This is a genomic window from Cellulosimicrobium marinum (assembly GCF_020551945.1).
Taxonomy (GTDB): domain Bacteria; phylum Actinomycetota; class Actinomycetes; order Actinomycetales; family Cellulomonadaceae; genus Cellulosimicrobium; species Cellulosimicrobium marinum.
In genome coordinates this window covers 1-16,576 of sequence record NZ_JAJBZH010000001.1, presented here as the reverse complement: position 1 = coordinate 16,576, position 16,576 = coordinate 1, and the positions used below count along the sequence as shown (strand labels likewise).

Annotated in this window: 15 protein-coding genes; 3 read left to right on the top strand and 12 right to left on the bottom strand. The window is 75.8% G+C overall.

Going from position 1 to position 16,576, the window contains the following annotated elements:
- The first annotated feature begins 18 nt into the window (after positions 1-18).
- Positions 19-3,060 carry an AfsR/SARP family transcriptional regulator gene (locus LGQ04_RS00075; protein ID WP_229241450.1) on the top strand — a complete coding sequence of 1,014 codons (3,042 nt, stop codon included), beginning with the start codon at positions 19-21 and terminating at the stop codon, positions 3,058-3,060.
- Here LGQ04_RS00075 and LGQ04_RS00070 read toward each other — a convergent pair.
- From LGQ04_RS00070 to LGQ04_RS00015, 12 genes are all read right to left on the bottom strand, one after another.
- Entirely contained in the window at positions 2,984-4,153 is a 1,170-nt protein-coding gene (locus LGQ04_RS00070) for an NADase-type glycan-binding domain-containing protein (protein ID WP_229241449.1), read from the bottom strand. The genes LGQ04_RS00075 and LGQ04_RS00070 overlap by 77 nt on opposite strands.
- Positions 4,150-4,698, bottom strand: a complete 549-nt coding sequence (locus tag LGQ04_RS00065) for a phage tail protein (protein WP_229241448.1) — start codon at positions 4,696-4,698, stop codon at positions 4,150-4,152. Before LGQ04_RS00065 ends, LGQ04_RS00070 begins: the two co-directional genes overlap by 4 nt.
- On the bottom strand, positions 4,695-6,638 hold the full coding sequence (locus LGQ04_RS00060; RefSeq protein WP_229241447.1) for a putative baseplate assembly protein: 1,944 nt from the start codon (positions 6,636-6,638) through the stop codon (positions 4,695-4,697). The genes LGQ04_RS00065 and LGQ04_RS00060 overlap by 4 nt, the downstream gene beginning before the upstream one ends.
- On the bottom strand, positions 6,638-7,087 hold the full coding sequence (locus LGQ04_RS00055; RefSeq protein ID WP_229241446.1) for a GPW/gp25 family protein: 450 nt from the start codon (positions 7,085-7,087) through the stop codon (positions 6,638-6,640). The genes LGQ04_RS00060 and LGQ04_RS00055 overlap by 1 nt, the downstream gene beginning before the upstream one ends.
- Positions 7,088-7,161: 74 nt before the next feature.
- Positions 7,162-9,009, bottom strand: a complete 1,848-nt coding sequence (locus tag LGQ04_RS00050; RefSeq protein ID WP_229241445.1) for a VgrG-related protein — start codon at positions 9,007-9,009, stop codon at positions 7,162-7,164.
- Entirely contained in the window at positions 8,999-9,778 is a 780-nt protein-coding gene (locus tag LGQ04_RS00045; protein WP_229241444.1) for a CIS tube protein, read from the bottom strand. The genes LGQ04_RS00050 and LGQ04_RS00045 overlap by 11 nt, the downstream gene beginning before the upstream one ends.
- Before the next feature lie 5 nt (positions 9,779-9,783).
- Positions 9,784-10,236 (bottom strand): phage tail protein, encoded by a 453-nt coding sequence (locus tag LGQ04_RS00040; RefSeq protein ID WP_229241443.1) that lies wholly within the window; start codon positions 10,234-10,236, stop codon positions 9,784-9,786.
- Complete coding sequence (locus tag LGQ04_RS00035; RefSeq protein ID WP_229242398.1) at positions 10,233-11,087, bottom strand: hypothetical protein; 855 nt, start codon at positions 11,085-11,087, stop codon at positions 10,233-10,235. The genes LGQ04_RS00040 and LGQ04_RS00035 overlap by 4 nt, the downstream gene beginning before the upstream one ends.
- Positions 11,088-13,002: 1,915 nt before the next feature.
- Complete coding sequence (locus LGQ04_RS00030; protein WP_229241442.1) at positions 13,003-13,161, bottom strand: DUF6760 family protein; 159 nt, start codon at positions 13,159-13,161, stop codon at positions 13,003-13,005.
- Positions 13,158-13,616: a hypothetical protein gene (locus LGQ04_RS00025; protein WP_229241441.1), complete on the bottom strand. Its 459-nt coding sequence runs from the start codon at positions 13,614-13,616 to the stop codon at positions 13,158-13,160. The genes LGQ04_RS00030 and LGQ04_RS00025 overlap by 4 nt, the downstream gene beginning before the upstream one ends.
- Positions 13,616-14,062, bottom strand: a complete 447-nt coding sequence (locus tag LGQ04_RS00020) for a phage tail protein (protein WP_229241440.1) — start codon at positions 14,060-14,062, stop codon at positions 13,616-13,618. Before LGQ04_RS00020 ends, LGQ04_RS00025 begins: the two co-directional genes overlap by 1 nt.
- A gap of 62 nt (positions 14,063-14,124) precedes the next feature.
- Positions 14,125-15,693, bottom strand: coding sequence for a phage tail sheath family protein (locus LGQ04_RS00015; RefSeq protein ID WP_229241439.1), 1,569 nt, complete (start codon positions 15,691-15,693; stop codon positions 14,125-14,127).
- A 252-nt stretch (positions 15,694-15,945) separates the two neighbouring features.
- On the opposite strand from LGQ04_RS00015, the gene LGQ04_RS00010 reads away from it, so the two are divergent.
- Both LGQ04_RS00010 and LGQ04_RS00005 read left to right on the top strand, forming a co-directional pair.
- Positions 15,946-16,227, top strand: coding sequence for a hypothetical protein (locus tag LGQ04_RS00010; protein WP_229241438.1), 282 nt, complete (start codon positions 15,946-15,948; stop codon positions 16,225-16,227).
- A gap of 122 nt (positions 16,228-16,349) precedes the next feature.
- Positions 16,350-16,576: transposase (locus LGQ04_RS00005; RefSeq protein WP_229241437.1), on the top strand; the 227-nt coding region annotated here is incomplete at its 3' end.

Here is a 16,576-nt window from a genome sequence, read left to right as displayed (position 1 = left end):
CGAAGGGGCGCCGACGCGATGACTGCAGGTCCTGACAGCCACGCACCCCGGCCCCTGCACGCCGCCCCGGTCGTCCCCGGGTTGTTGCGCCCGCGCCTCCTGCGCCGGTTCGACGGCGCCGGCGTGGGCCTCGTCGTCGGGGCGCAGGGCTCCGGCAAGTCGGCTCTCCTCGCTCAGGTCGCGCAGCGCGACCCGCGCGACGTCGTCCAGGTCCGCTTCGCCACGGACGGCACCGGACGGGTGCGTGGCGCGACGCACCCGCCGCAGGGCCCGGCGTCGGCGGGCACCGGGCAGGTCGCCCACCTCGCCCAGGTCGTGCTCGACCGCGACGACCCCCTGCTGGTCGTGGTCGACGACGCGCACCACGCGATCGGCACGCCGGGCGAGACCGCGCTCTCCGCCCTGCTCGCCGACGTCCCGCCCCAGGTCTCGGTGGTCGTCGCGTCCCGGCGGCCCCTCCCCCGCAGCCTCGCGCGGTTCGAGCTGGCCGCTCCCGTCACGGTGACCGACGCGGACCTGCGGTTCCGGGCGTGGGAGGTCGAGCGCCTGTTCCGCGAGCGCTACGGCGTGGCGCTCGAGCACGAGGACGTCGCGGCGCTCACGTGGCACACCGAGGGGTGGGCCGCGGCGCTGGAGCTGTTCGCCCTGGCCGTGGCCGACGACCTGCCCGGCGAGACCCGCCGGGCGATCCGCCGGCTGTCGCGGCGTCAGCGCTTCGCCTGGGAGTACCTGTCGACGCAGGTCCTCGCGACGCTCCCGGTGGACCTGCAGCGGTTCCTCCACGACACCGCCGCGCTGGAGCTGCTCACGCCCTCCCGGTGCGACGCGCTCTGCGGGCGGTCCGACTCGGCGGACGTCCTCAACCGCCTGGCGCGTGCGACGACGCTCGTGCGTCCGGTCGAGGACCGGGCGTTCCGGGTGCACCGGGTGCTGCGCCGGCACCTCGTCACCGCCGTCGCGGACGAGCTGACGGTCGAGCAGGCGCGGCGCTCGTTCGCCGACGCGGCCACCGTCCTGGAGGCCGACGGCGCCGCACCGGAGGCGTTGCGCGCGCGGGCCCGTGCGCACGACCTCGACGGGGTGCGGCGGCTGCTGCGCTCGTCGGCGGAGGTGTGGGACCGCGGCGAGCGCGAGTGGGGGTCGACGTTCCCGCCCGAGCTCGTCGCCGCGGACGGCGCGGTGCTCGTCGCGCACCTGCGCGAGCTCGGCACGGACGGGCGGGTCGCGGAGGCGGCGCGGGTCGTCGCCGAGGCCTCGGGTCGGGCGGACGTCGACCGCGACGCGTTCGACGCGCTCCGCAGGATCGTCGAGGCGATGCACGGCACGGGCCCTCGCCGGCCACGGCCCGGCCCGGACGCACCCGCCATGACGCACTGGTCGCACGTGGTGATCGCGGCGGCGGCGGGTTCTCCCGTCACGGTCGCGCGCTCGGTGGGGACGGTCGCCCGGGGGCGCAACCTCTCCGCGGGCGCGGCGCTGCTCGTGGCGGGCGACCAGGTCCGGGCGGGCGAGCTGCTGCGGGAGGCGGCGGGAGACCTCGACGCGGACGCGACGATGATGCTCCTCGCCCAGCTCCTCTCCACGGTGTTCACGGGCGGCGTCCCGGACGCCGAGGTCGGCCCGACGCTCGACCGCATCCATGCGGAGGCGGAGCGACGCGGGCGGTTCTGGCTGGCCCGGATCACGTACGGCGTCGTCACCGCGTTCGACGACGACGCGGACCCTCGCGAGGTGGACCGCGTCGTCGCGGCGTGCGAGCGCGACCAGGACCTGTGGAGCGCGCTGCTCGTGACGGGCGCGCGCGTCGTGGCCCGGGCACGGTCCGGGCGTGCGACGGCGCTCGACTGGGACGAGCTCGCCCGGCGGTGCCGCGACCGTGAGGCGGGCGCGCTGGAGGCGTGGGCTCGTGCCTGGCTCGCCGTCGCCGCCGTGCACGCGGGCCTGCCCGACGCCCTGCCGCAGGCCGAGCAGGCGGAGTCCCTCGCGCGCCGCGCCGACGTCCCCGGCGCGCTCGCGGTCGCGTACGTCGCGCTGGCCGGGTGCAGGCCGCGCGAGCACGACGAGCTGATGCGGCTCGCCGCCTCGACGGCGCGCGCGGCGGGCATGTCGACCGACCCGCGCTCCTGGACGACCCAGGACGCCGACGGCGCCGCGCGGGCGGCCGGGCCGTCCCCCCTGCCCGCCGACGCCGGCGACACGGACGACACGGACGCCGAGCTGCCCCCGGAGCAGACGCGGCCGACGCTCGTCCGGTTGCGGGCGGGCTCGCCCGTGCTCACCGTGCGCTGCTTCGGCCGCGCCGAGATCACGGTGGACGGGCGCGTCGTCGACCAGTCCCGGCTGCGCCCGCGGGCGCGTCGGACGCTGCGGTTCCTCGCCGTGCACGCGGGCCGCGCCGTGCACCGCGACCAGCTCGCGCGGGCGCTGTGGGGCGAGGCGGACCTCGAGTCCGGCCTGCACGGCCTGCACGTCAACGTGTCCGCCGCCCGCCGGGCTCTCTCGCCCGACGGTCCGCCCCGCTCCGAGGGCCTGCTGCAGCGGGACGGGGAGAGCTACGTCCTGCGTCTCGCCCCCGGCTCCGACTGCGACGTCACGCGGTTCGAGCAGCGCGTCGCCCGCGCACGACGTCTCGAGCGTGACGACCCGGCCGACGCCGTGGCCGCCTGGCAGGTCGCGCTCGACGCGTACGGCGGCGACCTCCTGCCGGAGGAGGGGACGACGGAGTGGGTGCTGCCCCTGCGCGAGCGGTACGTCGTCCAGGCGGCGGGCGCCGCGGAGCGGCTCGCGGTCGCGTGCGAGCGCGCGGGCGACGTGAGCCGCGCGTCCACCGCCGCGCGGCACAGCGTCGAGCTGTACCCCTGGGCGGACACGCCGTGGCGCGTGCTCGTGCGGACGCTGACCGCGCTGGGGGACCAGGCGGCCGCGTCGCGCGCCGCCCGCGAGTACGCGGCCGTGCTGCGCGAGCTCGGCGTGCCGGCTCCGGTCACCGCCCCCGGAACTCCACCTCCGCGATCGCCACGGACGTCTCGGGAGTCGCCCGGAAGGTCGACACGATCGTGAGGCGCACGGACGTGACGTCGTCCTGACCGACCTCGACCTCCTGCGGCCCGGGGACGTCGTCGAGGGTGACGCGCTGCTGCGCGGTCGTGCCGTCGGACCGGGTGACGGTGACGTCGAGGGCGCGCGGGCTCGAGCCCTGCAGGTACTCCTCCTGGACGGTCGACGCGCCGCCGATGACGACGAGGTGCACGAGCCGGAACGGCTGGTCGAACGTCAGCACGACGCTCTGCCCGACGCCGTCCCCAGGCTCCGCGGGCGACCAGGCGAGGTCGTTGGTGCCGTCGACGATCTGGGAGGCGGGACGCTCGGGCGCCTCGCTGGACGCCCGCACGGCGACGGGGTTGTAGACCTCGTTCCCCTGCAGCCGGTCGCGCACCGTGACGACGCCGTCGCCGATGGGGCCGCGCAGCGCGTACGCGGCGACCCCGAGGCCCGCGAGCACGACGAGCGTGACCACCGTCTTCGTGGGGAAGCGGCGGCGACGCCTCGGCCGGGTGCCCGCCGTGGGCGCGGTCCGGGGTTCCGGGTGCCACAGGCGCTGCCACCAGGACCGGCGCCCCTGCACGCGCGCGTCCGCGAGCGACGCGCCGCAGCGACGGCAGAAGTGCCGCGTCGGGACGTTGCCGGCGCCGCACGCCCCGCAGACCAGGTCGCCGGCCTCCGGCTCCGGCTCCTGCGTCTCGGCCCGGCGCGGCGCGGGTCGTGGGCGCGGCACGCCGGGCAGCACGGCCTCCGGCTCCCCGCCCGACGGCGCGGGCTCCCCCGACGGCGCGGGCGCGGCCTGCGCGGGCACGTCCGCGGGGGCCACGTCCGCGGGGGTCACGTCCGCGGTCACGGGAGGACCGGCGTCGGGCACGCGGTCGGCGGGCACGCTGGTCGCGGGCACGGTCTGCGCCGGCACGCTGTTCGCGGGCGCGGTCTCCGGCGTCACGGACTCCGCGGGCACGGTCGCCGAGGGCACGGCCGGGGTGGCCGGTGCCGGGGCGGGAGCCGCGACGTCGTCCCACTCCAGGTACGCGCCGCAGGCGCCGCAGAACGCCTCGCCCGGCTCGTTCGCCTGCCCGCAGGTCGGGCATGTCGTCGTGGTCGTCATCGGTCCTCCACCACCTCGAGCGTGAACGGGACGTGCACCGGGCGGGCGGCGGCGACGACCTCGCGCACGCGCCGCTCGTCGACGGTCGTCGCGTCGGCGGCGACGACCCGGACGTGGAACGCGGGGCCGGGTGACCCGGGCAGGTCGGCGCCCGGCTCGGTCGAGCCCGTGACGCCGCCCGTGTCGGTGACGTCGACCTGGGCGTCGACGACGGCGCGCACCGCCTCGGCGACGCCGCGCGCCGTCCCGCGCAGCCGGTGCGTGCGGGCGGCGCCGGCGACGACCTCGCGGCACCGCGACGTCGGCCACGCGGGGTCGAGGTCGACCCCGACCCACGCCGCGACCCGCTCCAGGTGGTCGCGGGGCGCGAGCCACGGGTCGACGTAGCCGTGCAGCCCGTCGAGCGTGAGGAACACGGGCGCGAGCGCGTCGTCGAACGCGGCGACGAACCGGCCGAGCAGGTCGTCGTCGAGGTACACGCCCGGGAGGAGCGACGCGAACGGCACGGGGCTCGCGAGGCCCGGCACGGCGCCCCGGCCGCTCACGACCCCTCCACGACGCGGACCTGGTGCCGGTAGGAGAACGCGAGCGCGTCGGGGTCGACGGGCACGCGCTGCACGGGTTCGCCGCGGTCGCCGGTGAGCGGGTCGGCGGCGAACAGCTTGACGTCCTCGATCGTGTCGACGCCGTCGACCCGCTGGAGCACGGCGAACACCTCCCCGGCCTGCACGGCTCGCCCGAAGGGCCAGCCGCGGCCGTCGAGACCGCCGCCCAGCGGGTCGACGTACGCGTACAGCGCGCGCAGGGCCGCCGCCTCGACGGCCGGCCGACGCGACCGCGTGCGCGCGGTCACCCGCGCCACGACGGTCACGCCCTGGTAGCGGGGCGGCCCGACGACGACCCGGGCACCGAGCGTGCGGCGCGGCTCCAGGTGGTCCACGACCCGGGCGACGACGTCGGCGTCGGGCACGAGGTCCTCGAAGCGGCGGCGCCCGTCGTCGTCCGCGGCGGCGGCAGGCACGACGAGCACGCGCACGCCCTCGGCGGCGTCGGGGTCGGCGACGCAGCGGACCCGCGCCAGACCGGGGGCGACGGACCGCGTGAGCTGCTCGTAGTCCTCGGCGGTGACGGCCCGGTCACGGGTGCGCAGCGCGAGGGGGCCGCGCACGCGCGCCTCGTCGACGCTCTCGGCCGCGACGCCGCCGTGGCCGGCCCGGCGGTTCTCGACCCGGTCGACGAACCCGATGGTGCCCCGCAGCACCCGGATCGCGCCCGCGGCGACGTTCCCCGTGGGACCACCGCCCACGCGGTACCCGGGCACGCGCAGCAGCGCACCCGCGGGCGGGACGGCGCCGTGCAGCACGAGGGAGCCGTCGGCGTCGCGCACCGCGGGCGGCAGGTGCAGCTCACCCGTGGCCCGGTCCACGGTGAAGACGGTGTCCTGCGGTGCGGCTCCCGCGAACGACGTCGTCTCCGTCCAGCGCTCCCAGCCGTCGCCCGTCGCGACCTCCAGGACCATCGGCTCGTCACCCGCGACGACGGGGTGGTGCGCGAGGACGAACGTCTGCCCGGGTACCCCCTCGGAGGTGCCGAGGACCTCGTCGGTCACGGCCTCGGCATGCACGGCCTCGACGGTCCCGCCGACGGTGAACGCCTCGACGTCCTGCACCACGGGCGGGGCGCTGTACGGGCGTGCGCCCTCCTCCGGCTCGACGACCCGGCAGCGCAGCCAGCCCGCGCGCAGCCCGTCCTCCACGGACGCGACGTGCGACGCCGGGACGTGCAGCACCACGTCGCCCGCCCGGTTGAGCCCGCCCGTGCCGTCGGAGTCGACGTCGCACCGCTCCCAGCGGCTGCCGTCCCACGCCTCCCACACGAGCGGGGGGCGGCGCGGGTCGACGCCCACGCCCTGGACGTCGCACGTGAACCGCAGCGCGACGACGCACGACGGCGCGGCGTCGTCCAGGCCGACGAGCAGCACGTCCCCGACGGCCGGGGCCTCGGCGAACGCGGGGAACCGCTCGCCCGTCGTCACGGCGTCGGTCCGACGCCGGGTGTCGCCGCCGGCGGGGCGAGTGAGCAGGTCCGTGCGGTGGCGCGGCGGGACGGTGAGGGTCCGCGTCGTGCGGAACACGACCGCGTCGTCCCGCTCGGTGCGCAGCGTCGAGACCTCCGTGCCCGCCGGGACGACGACAGGCTCGGGCTGCGGCGCGGTGAGGCGCACCACGACGTCGACCGTCGCGGCGGTCGCGGGGTGCAGCGTGATGCCGAGCAGCTCGAGGAACGCGACGTAGAGGCGGTCGGGCACCCGGTTGAGCCGGTACAGCAGCTGGTCCGTCATGAACGCGAACGTCTCGATGAGCGTGACGCCCGGGTCGGAGACGTTGTGGTCGGTCCACTCCGGGCAGCGCGCCTGCACCATGCGCTTCGCGTCGTCGACGAGGTCCTGGAACCGGCGGTCGTCGAGGTTCGGGGAGGGCAGCATCACGCACCCCCCGCCGAGGCGTCGAGGGGGGCGTCGACGGTCGTGTCGAGCGGGTGGTCGCGCGGGATGACGTAGAACGGGAACACGAGGTTGCGCGGGTCGTTCGTGCCACGCAGCACGTACCGCACGTCGATGTACAGCACCCCGGAGTCGACGTGGTCGAACCGGACGAGCACGTCGTGCAGGTCGACCCGCGGCTCCCACCGGTCGAGCGCCACCCGCACCGCGTACGCGATGTCGCCCGCCGTGCCGGCGTCGGCCGGCGCGAACACGTAGTCGTGGACGGTGCACCCGAACTCGGGGCGCATGGGCCGTTCCCCGGGCGCGGTCGCGAGGATGAGGCGGATGCTCTCCTCGATCTCCTGCGTCCGGCGCACGAGCGCGAGCCGGCCCGTCCGGTCGGTGCGCAGCGGGAACCCGATCCCCGCGCCGATGAACTCCTCGCCCACGTCCCCTCCTCCGTCGTGCCGTACCCGTCCACGGCCCGTCGGCCGCCCGTCGCGCGCCGCCCCGGCCGCCTGCGTCAGTTGAGCTTCACGAGGCTCCCCTTCACCGTGGTCACGCCGCTGGACGTGACCTCCGCCGTGCCGGTCCCGTCGAGCGTCGCCGTGGCGCCCTTGAGGACGAGCTGCGCGTCGGCGGTGACGGACACCTTCGGGGCCTTGAGCTCGATCGCGCTCGTGCCCTCAAGCGCGACCTGCGTGCCCTTCACCGTGACCTTCCCCGACGTCGACGTGCACGTGACGTCCTGCGCGGCCGTGATCTCGACCGCCTTGTCGGCCTTCACCGTGACGGGGCCCGACGACGTGATCTCGACCCCGGCCTGCGGCTTCTGCACGAGGACGAGGGTCTGCTTGCCGTCCTTGTCGGACACGACGAGGCGCTCGGCGTCGGGCGACTCGACGAACTGCACGTACATGCCCGTGCGCGACGTCAGCGCGCGGCTCGTCACCGACCCGTCGGAGCCGTTCACGTACGCCGACGCCCCGCCGGGCGCGGGCGGCTTGTCCTTCGTGCTGAACAGCCCGCCGAGCACGTACGGCTGGTCCAGGTCGCCCTCCGCGAACGCGACGAGCACCTCGTCCCCCACCTCGGGGAGCACGAACATGCCGCGGCCCGCCCCGGCCCCCGGCTGGACGACGCGCGCCCACCGGGTGACGAGGCCGTCGTCGAGCACGGGCAGCTTGACGGTGACCCGGCCGAGGTTCTGCGGGTCCTTCGTGCCGCTGACGATGCCCGGCACCGGCCCGGACACGGCCCCGGGCGTCGCCGACGTGCCGGACAGCACCCCGTACGACGAGCGGTCCGACGCGTCCGACACCGTGAGGTGCGTCCGGTACCCGTCGCCGGACAGCTCGTGACGCACCGCGCTGACGACGTACCGCCCGTCGAACGGCTCGCCGCAGCCCGCGAGCGCCACCGGGCTCCCGACGGCGACGCGCGGGTTGCCGAGGACGGTCGCGTCGAGCTCGGCGTGCGCGCTGCCCAGGCGGTCGGCGACGGCGCGCGCCTCGCTCGTGGCCTGCGCCCCGGTGGTGAACCGGGTGCTGGCGACGACGAGCGGCGGCACGCGGTACGCGTCGGCGAGCTTCTTCGGGGTGGTGCCGGGGAGCTGGGCGCCGCGCGCCGCGGCGGGCGCCGTGCCGACCACGGCCTGCTTCGCGGCGGGGTCCCACCCGCGCACCTGCACCTCGGGCACCTGCTCGCCCGCGGCGACGGTCGCGCGCAGCGCGAGGAGGTTGACGCCCTGCTCGACGACCGTGGGGTCCTGCCGGGCGCTCGCCGTCGGGCCGGGCGCCCCGCGGGCCTCGGCGGGCAGCCGGAAGTCGAGCGCGCCGGCCGTGACGGTCACGGTGGCGCCGTACCGGTCGGCGAGGCGCAGGAGCAGGTCCCAGTCGGTGACGTTCGGCTGCCACAGGTGCTCCAGCACGTCCGACGTCGCGTCGACCTGGCCGACGTGCAGGCCCGCCGCACCCGCGACCGTGCGGACGACGTCGGACGCGGTGACGTTCACGTACGTCGCGGTGCGGCGGCGCGCGACGAGGCGGTGCGCGACGTCGAGACCGCGCACGGTGGTGCGCCGCCCGCCGGGGCCGATGTCGGCCTCCAGGGACGTGACCTCGGCGGTGAGGAGGTCCTGCGGGCCGCCCGACCCGGCGAGCTGGACCGCGAGCCCGACCGTCGCGCCGATGCGCAGGCCCGCCTTGTCGAGCACGGTGCCGTGCTCGTCCGACAGGTCGAGCGCGAACATCGCGGGCGCGTCCCGGCGCGCGTCCACGACGACGGACGTGACCAGGGGCGCGACGTCGGCGGCGAGCTCGGCGCCGTCGACCGTGACGACCAGCTGGGCGCTGTGCTCCTCACCGTGCACGGGGCACCACCTCCGCACGCCGTCCCACCGCGGGGTCGCGCAGGTCCTCCACCGCGGGCAGCAGCACCCGGTCGCCCGCCCGCAGGCGGAACGGGTCGTCGATGCGGTTGGCCTGCGCGACGGCCCGCCACAGCGCCGGGTCCCCGTACTCGCCGTACGCGATGCCCGCCAGGGTGTCGCCGTGCACGACGACGTGCTCGCGGTGCGGCACGAGCCCGCCCGACGTGGGGTTCTGCCGGGGCGACTCGCCCGCGATCTCCTCGAGCGTCACCGAGCACACGGCCCGGATGGGCAGCCCGCCCGACGTGAAGAGGGTGTACCGGACGTCCACGCTGCTCACGTACGCGAGGAACCCGGTGAGGCTGCCCCAGCGGAACAGCACCCACGGCGGGGAGTCCTTGCGCTGGTCGTGCGACGCGGACGTGGGCACGCAGCTCGCGAAGAGCTTGTCCGCGGCCTTGACCACGGCGTCGTCGTGCTCCTGGGACGCGTCGAGGAACATCTCCAGCGTGAGCCGTGACGGTTCCGGACCCTGGAACTGGGGCGGGCTCGACCGCCGGTTGCCGGGGTTCGTCGGCCGGGTCCACGTGGCCGACTTCTGCATCGCGAGCTCGGTGGGGTTGAACTGGAACGCGATCCGCCCGATCTCCGGCCCCGGCTTCGCGAGGGAGCCGTCCTTCGACGGCTCGAACAGCAGCAGGTAGGCGTGCTCCAGCTTCGCGGCCGAGCCTCCGGAGGCCGCGGCGTCGAGACCGACGGGGTTCGCCACGCCGCTCACCCCCCGGCCTTCGGCGGCACGAAGCCGTGGTGCGCGATCTCGACGGACTCCACGACGACGTTCGAGTCCGTCGTGGACAGGGTGGGCCCCGACCACCGGACCGGGACCACGCCCATGAGCCCGAACCGGGCCACCTCCGTCCCGGACGCCGTCATCGCGTCGATCGTGGCCGTCCCGAACCGGTACCCGCTCGTCACCATCGTGGTGAACCACTCGCCGATCTTCGCGCTGTCCTTGTTGAGCGGCCGGGTCAGGGTGACGTTGGGGAACCGCAGGCGCGTGGGGAGCTGCCACACCGCACCGTTGTTCCCGCCCTCCTCGCGCGTCTCGACCGTGACCTCCGCACCGAGCCCCGAGCACGCGCTGAACAGGCCGAGGTTCCAGTCGTCGAGGAGGATCCGGTACCGGATGCCGACGGCGAGCGTCGTCTCCTCGTGGATCGTCGTCATCGCGCCCACCTCCGGTCCACGCGCTGCCCCAGCCGCTCCCGGTCCACGAGCACCTCGCGCCGCAGGCGCCGCAGCAGCGGGTCGGCGAGGCGGCGCACCAGCTCGTCGAGCTCGCGGTCGGTCAGCGCAGCCGCCCGGACCGACGTCGCGGGTGCCGCACCCCCCGTCGTGGTCGTGCCGGGTGTGGTCGTCGCGGGTGCGGTCGTGCCGGGTGTCGTCGTCGCGGGTGGTGGGGCCGTGGTGCCCGACGCCGCGACGCCCGGCGCGGACGTGGCCCTCGCACCGGCCGTGCCCGGCCCGGGCACGCCGGCGCCCGGTCCGCCGCTCGGCACAGCGAGCGGTGCCACGGGTCGAGCGGCCGGGGGTGCGGGCGACACCACCGTGAGCGGCGGCGCAGGGCTCGTCGCGCCGTTCGGTGCGGCGGCGACGCCCGTGGTCGACCACGACGCCGCGCGGTGCCCCCCGAGCGTCGGGCGCGCGGCGCGCGCGCCCAGCCAGGCCCGCGGCCCCGGGTCACGTGCGACGACCGGCCCGACCGTCCGCGCGACGACCGGCCCGACCGTCCGCGCGTCGACCGGCGCCCCTGCGCTCGCCGACGCGGTGCTCGCCGACACCATGCTCGCCGGTGCCACCTTCCACGGCGCCGGGGTCGACGACGCCTGGACGGGTGTCGTGAGACCGGGGACGACGGGACCGTGCACCACCGGATCGACCGCCACCGCGCGCGAGATCACCCGCCCGGCGACGCTCGGACCCGGGACGACCGCATCCGGGCTCCTGCCCGACGGGAGGCTGCCGGGCAGCGTGCGGGACCGGGGGTCGGCGACGCCGAGGGTGGGGGCCGCGACCACGGCGCTCGGGGTCGCGCGAGCGGGACGGACGGCGACGCGGGAGACCGCCGCCACCGGGCCCGCGAGACCGGGCGTCGAGCTCGACCGACGTGGTCCGGCGACCGGCACGCCGGCGCGGGCACTCCCGGCACTCCCGGCACTCCCGGCACTCCCGGCCGTCCCGGTCGGCCCGGTCGGCCCGGTCGGCCCGGTCGGCTCCGGAGTCGGCGCACCGGACGGCGAACCGACCACCGCACCGGCCGCTGCGGCGCTCCCTCGACGGGTCAGCGGCCCGGGCACCGATCCGGCCACGTCGACGGAGCCGCCGGGCCGGGGCACGTCGCTGCCCGGCACCGGCAGCGGCTGCCGCCCGGGCGGGGTCGCCGCCGGAGGTCGAGAGACCGCCGCGGGGGCGACCGCCCGCGACACCGGGACGACGCTCGGTGCCGGGGAGGCCGTCGCGCGGGGTGCGCGCGCCACGGTCGAGGAGGCCGAGGGGACGGGCGGGGGCGCCGTCGGGCCCGACGCGAGCGGTGCGAGCGCCGGGGAGGCCACCGTCGGTCCGGGTGGGAGGGGCACGACCACGGACGAGGCGTCCGAGGCCCCCGGGAGCGCCGGCGCCGCCCGGTCGAGGGTCGGCGCGGAGGGCGCGATCCCCGGGAGCGGGCTGCTCACGGCGCGGCTGACCACGGGCCCGCTCGGTCCCTGCCCCGCCGGCGGCGAGGCAGGTGCCGCCCGAGGAACCGGGTCTGTCGGAGGAACCGGCGCTCCCGGAGGACCCTCGGAGGCCGCCGACACCGGGATCGACGGGGGGTCCGCTGCCGCCCGGGCGACCGGGAGTGCTGCCGCGACCGGTGGTGCCGCGGCGACCGGCACCGACGGTCCGGCGTCCAGGGCCGAGGTCGTCGACGGCTGCGGCGGCGTGGCGGCCGGGGCGGACCGACGGGCGAGTGTCGGTGCGGAGGTCGGGACGGTCGCGCGTGCGGGCGACGGCGAGAGCGGGGGCGTCGGCCCGGTCGGCTCCGTCGGCGGGGCGAGCGGAGGCACGACCGACGGGGCGGGAGGGGATGCCGCCCCGTCGGCGTGCCGCTGCACCGGCGACGGGCCGGACGGCACGAGGGGGGCGCCGAGACCGAGGCGGCGGGCCGACGTCGGGCCGCCCGGACCGTCCGTGCGCGGACGTGGTGCGCCGGACCCCGGCGCGGCGCCCGCACTCCGGTCCGACGCGGCCGGGTCGACGGCGCGCTGGACCGGGGGCGACGCGGCGAGCACGGGCAGCTCGGTCCCCGTCGTAGGGGGCGTCGGGCCCGGCGCGTGCTCCGGCACGCCCGGCGCGGGTCGAGGCGCGGGTGTCGCCGCGAGAGGCGGGGCCGCGGGAGCCGGTGGGAGCGCAGGTGCCGCGTCCGGGGAGGGGCGAGTGACGGCGTCGGGCACGACGGCGCGCGCGACCACCGCGGTGCCGCGCACCGGGACCGCGCCGGGCGGCGGCGCGGCGACCGTGAACCTGCCGGGCCGGGCCTCCACGCCCCCGTGGTCGGGTGCGGTCGGGCCGTCGACGACGGGGAGCGCCGGGGTGAGGAGCGCGAGCTCGTCGTGCGACTCGATCACGACGCGCTGCACGGGTCCCGCGCCGTCGCCGTCGACGACGCCGGCCGGCGCGCGGGGGTCCACCGCGTGGCTCATCCGGCCGAGGAACCGCGGGCTCGTCCACGAGGCGAGGCGGGCCGGGAAGGTCGCGGGCGACGTCGTGAGCGCGAGGTCGCCCAGCGTGCGCTGCAGCGGCGGGACGTACGCCCACCCCGCGACCGGTGCGTCCGCCGTCGGACCACCCGACGACGAGCCGCCCGACGACCCGCCCGACGACCCACCACCGGACGGCTGCCCGCCCGGTGACGCGGCGGCCGGTGCCGGGCGACGCTGCCACGGCCAGCGCACGTCAGCCCCCCTCGGCCAGGCGGGTGTTGATCTTCGCGATCTCCCGCACGTACCGCTGCCGGACGCCGTGCTCCAGGTCGAGGATGTCGTCCGGCGACCAGTGGAAGTGGTAGGCGACGTACGCGATCTCCTCGTACAGGCGGTCGGTCGCGTACGTCACGATTCCCCCAGGCGGCCGCCCGCGAGGTCGATCGTGAAGCGGTGCTCGCACTCCGGGCACGTCACGGCCGCCCGCGTGTGCCCCTCCGCGTTGACGCGACGGTAGAAGTCCTGGAGGAACGCGACGTCGGACGCGAACATGTTCTCCACGACGCTCGTCGACACGCTCGACAACGACCCCAACGACGTGATGACCCGGCTGAGCAGCACGACCGTCGTGAAGGCGGCGTTCTCCTGCACGCGCGCGTCGTACAGGGGCAGGAGCTCGTCGCGCGCCGTCGCGAGACGCATCGTGCCGCGCGTGTGCCGCACGCCGTCGGCGTCGACGAACCCGCGGGGCAGCTCGAAGTCGAACTCCGTCCGCAACGGCTCGGGCCCGACCCGGCCCGGCGCGCCGTGCCCCTCCTGCTCCGCGCGGTCGCGGTCCAGGGTGTCGAGGGCCGGGCCCCGCTGCATCAGCCGACCGTCATCTCGTCGTACGAGACGGTGAACTTCTCCGTCGCGGGCTCCGTGGCGCCCGCCTTCATCGACGAGACCTCGATGCTCGACACCCAGCAGTTGACGAAGTTGTACGTCTGCAGCTTCGTGCCCGCGTAGTCGAGGAACTGGACCGACGCCGTCTTGCGGGACCCCTTGACGTCGCCCTGCATGACGGACTTCAGCCAGTCGGAGATGGTCTTGCTGTCCGTGAGGCCGCGCGTCACGGTGAACTCGCCGGCCTTCGGCCGACCCATGAGCTGGCGGATGACGTACTTGCCGTCGGCCGTCTGCTGCTTGTGCTCGATCTTCTCGACCTCGGCCTTGATGCCGCTGACCTCGATGACCTTCGGGACCTGGATCCCGTCGATGGTCACGATGAACGCGTTCGCGGTCGAGGAGTCGAGGGCGTCGGGGAGAGGCATGGTGCGCTCCTTCTGTCAGGTGGGATGCCGGTGCGGGTGGCCGCCGCCGGTGGTGGGTGCGCCTACTCGGCGACGAGGCTCGTGCCGCCCGAGAACTGGGACAGCTGGAAGATCACGAACTCCGCCGGCTTGACCGGCGCGATCCCGACCTGGCACACGACCTGCCCGGCGTCGATCCCCTCGGCAGGGTTCGTCTCCTCGTCGCACTTGACGAAGAACGCCTCCTCCGGGGTGAGACCGAACAGGGCGCCCTTGCGCCACTCGTTGACGAGGAAGCTCGCGATCGTGCGGCGGATGCGCGCCCACAGCGCGGGGTCGTTCGGCTCGAACACGACCCACTGCGTCCCCACGAGGATCGACTCCTCGAGGTAGTTGAACAGGCGCCGCACGTTGATGTAGCGCCACGCCGGGTCGGACGAGAGGGTGCGCGCCCCCCAGGCCCGCACGCCCCGCCCCGGGAACGCCCGGATGCAGTTCACCCCCACCGGGTTGAGCAGGTCGTTCTCCGCGCGCGTGATGGTCGTCGCGAGCGTGATCGCCCCGCGCACCACCTCGTTCGCGGGCGCCTTGTGCACGCCGCGCTCGCCGTCGTTGCGCGCCCACAGGCCCGCCATGTGACCCGACGGCGGCACGAACAGGTTCGTGCCCGACAGCGGGTCGAAGATCTTCACGTACGGCCAGTACAGGGCCGCGTACTTCGAGTCGTACCCCGCGCCGTCGGTGCGCCACTCCTTCACCTGCTGCGCGTTGAGCCCCGGCGGCGGGTCGAGGATCGCCATGCGGTCCCCCATGAGCTCGCAGTGCGCGATCATCGCGAGCTGTACCGCCTGGAACGTCTCCAGGTCGATCGCGCCCTGCTCCAGCGCCGCCACGAGGTCCGGGACCGCGACGATCGTCACGTCGTCGACCGCCTCCAGGCCGCTGAAGCCCGTGCGGTCCGCAGAGTCGCCGATGTAGTCGTCGGCGCTCAGGTCCTGCGTCGAGGGGGGCTCCGGCTCCGGCTCCGGGGCGACCAGCTCGACCGCACCCTTGTCGGGCCGGACGAGCGCGCTGCCCTGCGCGACCTCCTCGATCGTGATGATCTTCGAGTCGGCCTTCACCTTCGTCGCCACGTTGTCCGCGCCGCGCTTCGTCGTGACGTTGTCGAACGACTCGGCCTCCTTGCCGTCGACCTTCACCACGAGCTTGAACTGGTCGTCGGGCGCCGAGTCGCCGCCCGCGTCCGCGACCTCCACCGAGATCTTCTTCGGCTTGCCCGTGGACGCGCCGTCGAGCGCCGTCACCCTGTACCCGCCGAGGGCTGCCTCGGGCGGGCCCGCCGCGATCGCCTTGGTCGCCCCCCTGCCCCGGCCCGACGCCGCGGGTGCCGCGCCACCGACGCGCACCACGTAGCAGTTGCCGCCGCCGTTGAGGAAGTACCCGTACACCGCGTGCGCGAGGTACGAGCCGGGCAGGAAGTCGCCGAACGTCTGGGAGAACTGGGACCAGTTCGACACGAGCGTCGGCTCGTTCACCGGCCCCTTCGCCGTGAGACCGACGAACGCCGCGACCGACGTGCCGACCCCCTCGATGGGCCGTGAGCCGGCCTCGACCTCTTCCACGTACACGCCGGGCGAGAGATACGTCGTCATGTCGTCGTCGCCTCCTAGAGAACACGCTGGTGAGGACCAGCGTGGCCCGACGGCGACACCCTGTTCAGGGCCGGTCGGCTACCTGGCGGGGCAGACGTCGGTGCCCGATCGGGCGGCGGGGCGTCCCCGCCCTCGCAGGCCCGACCACGGACGCTCGTCGAGGATCACGGACCGGGCGTCGACGAGCGTCGTCACCGCGTACCCTCGGGCAGATGGGCCCCCACGCCGTGGAGCAGTTCGCGCGCCAGTCCGGTGGAGACGGCAACGACGTACGGGTCGCCGTCGGCCGGGCACGGCTCCACCGGTGGGACGGCGTGCCGTACGACCCGCCTCGTCCTCGACGCCGAAGACGAGGACCTGAACCGCTACTTCCGCGTGGTCGCCGACGACCTCGACGTGATCTGGCCCGGCAGCGACCCCCGGTGGGCGGGTCTCGCCCTGTTGATCACGCACGTCGACGAGGTGCTGCGGACCTCCAAGACCGCCCCCGCCCGGCTCAGGATCGACGAACGAGGACGAGTCACGGCGGACTAGATCTTGTTGCTAAACGTGATCTGCTGCTTGATGGACGAGTCTTGCCGTCGTGTCGCGTGATGTGGTCTCGGACTAGGGCGTGTCTCCTTAGTCGCAAGGCTGAGGTGTTGCAGAGTGCGCTCGTGGATCGTGGTCGCGAGTTGTCGGACGAGCAGTGGGCAGTGATCGGCGGGTTGATGCCGCAGGTCTCGGGCAGGTCGCGTCCGTGGCGTGATCATCGTCAGGTCGTGGAGGGGATCGTTCACCGGTATCGGACCGGGGTCGCGTGGCGTGATCTTCCCGAGCGGTTCGGCCCGTGGTGGACGGTGTGGAAGCGCCATGCGCGATTCTCGCGCGACCGGACGTGGGA

Bases quoted from the DNA above. Each gene is read 5' to 3' on its own strand.
- LGQ04_RS00020 (WP_229241440.1), bottom strand. From the start codon at position 14,062: ATGCCTCTCCCCGACGCCCTCGACTCCTCGACCGCGAACGCGTTCATC.
- LGQ04_RS00015 (WP_229241439.1), bottom strand. From the start codon at position 15,693: ATGACGACGTATCTCTCGCCCGGCGTGTACGTGGAAGAGGTCGAGGCC.
- LGQ04_RS00060 (WP_229241447.1), bottom strand. From the start codon at position 6,638: ATGCTGCCCTCCCCGAACCTCGACGACCGCCGGTTCCAGGACCTCGTC.
- LGQ04_RS00025 (WP_229241441.1), bottom strand. From the start codon at position 13,616: ATGCAGCGGGGCCCGGCCCTCGACACCCTGGACCGCGACCGCGCGGAG.
- LGQ04_RS00075 (WP_229241450.1), top strand. From the start codon at position 19: ATGACTGCAGGTCCTGACAGCCACGCACCCCGGCCCCTGCACGCCGCC.
- LGQ04_RS00040 (WP_229241443.1), bottom strand. From the start codon at position 10,236: ATGACGACGATCCACGAGGAGACGACGCTCGCCGTCGGCATCCGGTAC.
- LGQ04_RS00070 (WP_229241449.1), bottom strand. From the start codon at position 4,153: ATGACGACCACGACGACATGCCCGACCTGCGGGCAGGCGAACGAGCCG.